At 39.4% G+C, this 4,993-nt stretch carries 6 protein-coding genes; all 6 read right to left on the minus strand.

Annotation, left to right across the window (positions count from 1 at the left end):
- Window positions 1-330: 330 nt before the first annotated feature.
- The 6 genes from ACFQZG_RS27475 to ACFQZG_RS27500 all read right to left on the minus strand — a co-directional run bounded on the left by ACFQZG_RS27475 (window position 331) and on the right by ACFQZG_RS27500 (window position 4,213).
- Entirely contained in the window at window positions 331-912 is a 582-nt protein-coding gene (locus ACFQZG_RS27475; RefSeq protein WP_378157940.1) for a hypothetical protein, read from the minus strand.
- A gap of 271 nt (window positions 913-1,183) precedes the next feature.
- Window positions 1,184-1,561: a hypothetical protein gene (locus ACFQZG_RS27480; protein WP_378157941.1), complete on the minus strand. Its 378-nt coding sequence runs from the start codon at window positions 1,559-1,561 to the stop codon at window positions 1,184-1,186.
- A 374-nt stretch (window positions 1,562-1,935) separates the two neighbouring features.
- On the minus strand, window positions 1,936-2,337 hold the full coding sequence (locus ACFQZG_RS27485) for a hypothetical protein (protein WP_378157942.1): 402 nt from the start codon (window positions 2,335-2,337) through the stop codon (window positions 1,936-1,938).
- Between the two features lie 236 nt (window positions 2,338-2,573).
- Window positions 2,574-2,918 carry a hypothetical protein gene (locus ACFQZG_RS27490; protein ID WP_378157943.1) on the minus strand — a complete coding sequence of 115 codons (345 nt, stop codon included), beginning with the start codon at window positions 2,916-2,918 and terminating at the stop codon, window positions 2,574-2,576.
- Between the two features lie 261 nt (window positions 2,919-3,179).
- A complete protein-coding gene (locus ACFQZG_RS27495; protein WP_378157944.1) occupies window positions 3,180-3,524 on the minus strand; it encodes a hypothetical protein in 345 nt (114 codons plus the stop codon).
- 284 nt (window positions 3,525-3,808) lie between these two features.
- Window positions 3,809-4,213 carry an Imm50 family immunity protein gene (locus ACFQZG_RS27500; protein ID WP_378157946.1) on the minus strand — a complete coding sequence of 135 codons (405 nt, stop codon included), beginning with the start codon at window positions 4,211-4,213 and terminating at the stop codon, window positions 3,809-3,811.
- Window positions 4,214-4,993: the final 780 nt, after the last annotated feature.

The following is a 4,993-nucleotide window of genomic DNA, read 5'->3' on the forward strand; positions in this document are numbered from 1 at the left end:
ACTAATAATAATAGTTGTAAAGATAGGTTCACGCGGTGACATATATAAGACTTAACGGCACTTGATCTTCAAGTGTCTTTTTATTGAATTGCACCGGTTTCAGATAACGTTATTGTATTCACGACGTTCCACCGACTTAAGGCGACGAAGTCGCCGGGCGCGATGCGCTTAGTCGGTGCGGATGTGTCCGGCTGCTTCTACTTCCCCGAACCTGAAATTACTCACCGAATCCACATCTAACTTCTGCCGGACCGAGGGCGAATGCCCGATGCGTGAATATGGTGTTATAGGATGTCAGCGTCTTCTTCGAAACACTTACAAACTTTCCAATTACTTATTGCGTTCAATATTTCTGATTATTAGTTCAATAGATTTCTTTGTTGAATGCCAATCAAAATGTGAATGTCCCGAAAACGAACTTGCTAAGTATGCACATTGATGAAATAACAATTCAAATCCAAGCTGAGATGAGTTAATGATTGCAAGATCCTTACTCGCTTTGACTCTCAATTGCTCATCATACTTCCAATGTTTCCAGGTTTCCCATACCGATTCATCATGAGAATCAAATAAATTGAGTTTATATGTTTCTGGTTTAATGAACTTAATAGCTGATTTGATTTTTCGTAAATCTTTTTGATCCAATGGTGTGATCGCGCCATTGAAAACAAATAGATCACAACTTAAATCATCTTCACGTTCAAAATAGATCACATCGTGTGTTTGCATTGCATGTTTGAACAAACTAGCTAATAAAAACATTTCAAAGCAGTCTTTCGCATCAACCAAAAGTACCTGACCAAGTTCTTCTCTTACTTTGATGTTAATGTCTTTTTGACTTAAAACTACTGTTGTCACTTCAGTAGTTTTGATTTTTGCTTTTACTCTACTGATAGTCAGCGTCTGCGACATTAAGTGACTCCTATTCGGTTCTTTTATTTTAGCTTTACGCTGATTTCCTATAACGTTATTGTATTCACGACGTCCCACCGACTTAAGGTTCCGCCAGGAACCGGCTGCGCTTGCGCAGTTAGTCGGTGCGGATGTGTCCGGCTGATTATGCTTCTCCGAAACTGAAATACCTCTCCGAATCCACTTCTATCTCCTGCCGGACCAAGGGCGAATGCCCGATGCGTGAATATGGTGTTATAAGATGTCCCCGCCTTCGAAGCTTAACTAAAGTTTATTTGATTATTTCGTATGACAGTATTTGTTCTCCAGCCTTTATTATTTTCTCAGAATTGTCTTCTAATTTTTCTATCGAGATATAAGAAGCAATTTCTGCTATAAAATACCCAGAGTGAGTTTTACCATCTGCAGAAATTGAAAAATTATAGTTGCTTTTATCCAATGTACTAAATGTCCAACCCGCCCCTGATGTGTTACCGAAATCTACTGTAGGAGTTATTTTAAATGCTGCGTGTCCTCCATTCAGTTCAATTAACTCCCCTAAAAAATAAGCATTCTTTCTAAATCCATTTAAGAGTATCTTCTTTTTATCTCTCAAGTTCAGTTGAATGATAGATCCAGTAAAATTCTCTTCTTCAACATATTTCTTCAAAGCCTCTTCCTTTGTCTTATATATTTCAGGTGTATATTCTTTGGTAGATCCATCACACCCAGAAAGTATACATATAAAGGTAACCAACATAATTAGTTTGCGAATTATTTTTAATCACTCCTCTTTAAATGTTTTGCGGGGATTTCTTATAACGTTATTGTATTCACGACGTCCCACCGACTTAAGGCAGCGAAGCTGCCGGGCGCGATGCGCTTAGTCGGTGCGGATGTGTCCGGCTGATTCTGCTTCCCCGAAATTGAAATGCCTCTCCGAATCCACTTCTAACTTCTACCGGACCGAGGGCGAATGCCCGATGCGTGAATATGGTGTTATATGTAGTGGCTGACTTCTTCGAATTACCAAAGAACACTCTTTCAACTTTTCAATGATCTTTGTGGTAGCCATTTAAGCATTTCTAATATCTCATCTCGCGATTTATCTGAATTATTCCAATGGTATGGGAGCTCTTTTACTTTTCTTAATATATAAGGTGTATAAACTTTTTGTATTCTCCAGTTTGTTATTAATCTTGTTTCCATAATGATTGCAATGTATTTTTGATTTTCTTTGTGCCTTGCAATAACATAGGTTCTTTCATAACCGTCTCCCCATTGAATAGGTGAACTAAACACTTTACTGCCCGGCTTAAAATGTTTCGTCCCTTCAATTTCAATTTGATTATTATTGACTTCATATATTCCAGCAGGAATCACATTTCCTACTAACATCCAGATAAAGTCTTTTGTTTCTTTCTTTTTTTGTACTTCATCTTTCAATTCTTTGACCTCCTGTCTTTCCAGCCATTACATATAACGTTCATGTATTCACGACGTCCCACCACCTTAAGCCCGTAGGGCGGCCGCGATGCGGTTAGGTGGTGGGATGTGTCCGGCTGCTCAAGCTTCCCTGAAACTGAAATGCCTCATTGAACTACATCAGACTCCTGCCGGACCGAGGGCGAATGCCCGATGCGTGAATATGGTGTTAGGCGATGCCGTCTCTTCTTTCGAATCTACCCCATATCAAAGGTCTTCCAACCTACTTCAATTATCTTAAAATCTAACTTTCTAAATTCAATGTAGTCATCTTTAAATAATGATTTTTTGAATTCAATTCTTAACTTTGGTTGAGAGAAAAATTCTATATATTTAGGATCTTCAAAAGCATCCCGTATTGCTACACACCTAGTCTTCTTTTCTATTTCATTTGTTTCTTCATCTGATAGATCGTTTTCAATTTGAAGCCATTTTGCGAAATTTATCTTACACAATTCAAAATCAACAAAAACATTCTGACCTTCTAGACTTTGATAGGTCAAACCCGTAGACGTGATTGAGAGAATTCTACTTGGCTCCATTGATTCACCTACTTAAGAAGAATGTTCAATGAATTTAGACGGTTTCGCATAACGTTCATGTATTCACGACGTCCTACCACCTTAAGCCACGAAGTGGCGGCCGCGATGCGGTTAGGTGGTGGGATGTGTCCGGCTGGTTCCGCTTCTCCGAACACTGAAATGCCTCATCGAAATGCTTCAGGCTTCTGCCGGACCGAGGGGCGACGGAGTCGACCCGATGCGTGAATATGGTGTTATGCGATGCCGTCTCCTCTTTCGAATCTACCCCATATCAAAAGTCTTCCATCCTACTTCATTTATCTTAAAATCTAATTTTCTAAATTTCTTGTAGTCATCTTTAAATAATGATTTTTTGAATTCAATTCTTAACTTTGGCTCTGAGAAAAATTCTATATATTTAGGATCTTCAAAAGCATCTCGTATCGCTACACACCTGGTCTTCTGTTCTAATTCATTTGTTTGTTCATCTGTTAGTTCGTTTTCAATTTGAAGCCATTTAGCGAAATTTGTTTTACACAATTCAAAATCAACAAAAACATTCTGACCTGTTTGACTCTGATAGGTCAAACCCGTAGATGTAATTGAGAGAATTCTACTTGGCTCCATTGGTTCACCTACTTTAGAAAGATGAGTTTTAATGTATTTAGACGGTTTCGCATAACGTTATTGTATTCACGACGTCCCACCGACTTAAGGCTCCGCCAGGAGCCGGCTGCGCTTGCGCAGTTAGTCGGTGCGGATGTGTCCGGCTGATTCCGCTTCCCGTATACTGAAATGCCTCATCGAATCCACATCAGACTTCGGCCGGACCGAGGGGCGACGGAGTCGACCCGATGCGTGAATATGGTGTTATGTGACGTTGCTCCTTCTTTGAAATACCCAGACTGTATTTAAATCTCATTTATATATCCTTGAATTGTTTGTATATATCCATGTTCCGCTTTAATTGTTCCTTTGTAAGTACCTTCTAGAGTTATATTTATCTTATTCAATTCTGAATCTCTTATTATTTCAATTCTATTTACTGTCTCCGCTCCACTTATCTTTCTGACTAATTGAATATCAAATACATCTACTCCGGAGAAATCTATCTGAAGTTGAACAGTATTATATCCTTGATCGGTCCATTTTTGAGGTGGTTTATCTGCATATTCAGGTAAATCCAATCTTATGGAAACACTATCATTGTATGTAATCCTCAATTCAAGAATATTTACATTAGTTAACTGTGGAATGTTGTTGAAGATGGACTTAAGAAATTTTTGTTGGTGTTCATCAAGTGCATCGGCCCACATGTTATTTGGCCCCCAAAATATGTATTTGAGCAATGTCACATAACGTTATTGTATTCACGACGTCCTACCACCTTAAGCCCGAGGGCGGCCGCGATGCGGTTAGGTGGTGGGATGTGTCCGGTTGCTCCTGCTTCCTCGTAACTGAAATGCATCTCCGATCGACTTCTAACTTCGTACCGGACCGAGGGGCGACGGAGTCGACACGATGCGTGAATATGGTGTTATACGACGTACCTGGCTTCTCTGAAAAGCTTACTCATTTATATTCTTTCTTCTCTCACTATCTCTTTTCATTGCTTCTCTTACGGCTTCTTTTACTGTGTCTCTTTTCGGTAGTTTACTGTTAATGTTTAATAGTATTAGGACTATGATGATTAGTAGTATCACTACAAGTATCATCTCAACCACTCCTTCACCGAGAAGTTCTAAGACTGATCGATATACAATAACGAGTTCAAGCAGGCTGCTAATCTCAGACTTGAAGAGTATATACTTGACTTCATTCTTTACTTTTTTTATTTAGAATTCTGATTATTTTAAAGATCATAAACCCAAACAAAATCAATAATCCTACATTAATTATTTGGGTAACTGCTGCTTTTAATGAAAACATCTCTGAATCACCTCTCGGATCGGAATCCAGGTATGTCGTATAACGTTATTGTATTCACGACGTCCCACCACCTTAAGCCCGAAGGGCGGCCGCGATGCGGTTAGGTGGTGCGGATGTGTCCGGCAGATCCAGCATCCCCGTATACTGAAATGCTTCATCGATTCCAC

The sequence above is a fragment of the Cohnella sp. GCM10027633 genome (assembly GCF_042675445.1).
Classification (GTDB): domain Bacteria; phylum Bacillota; class Bacilli; order Paenibacillales; family Paenibacillaceae; genus Cohnella.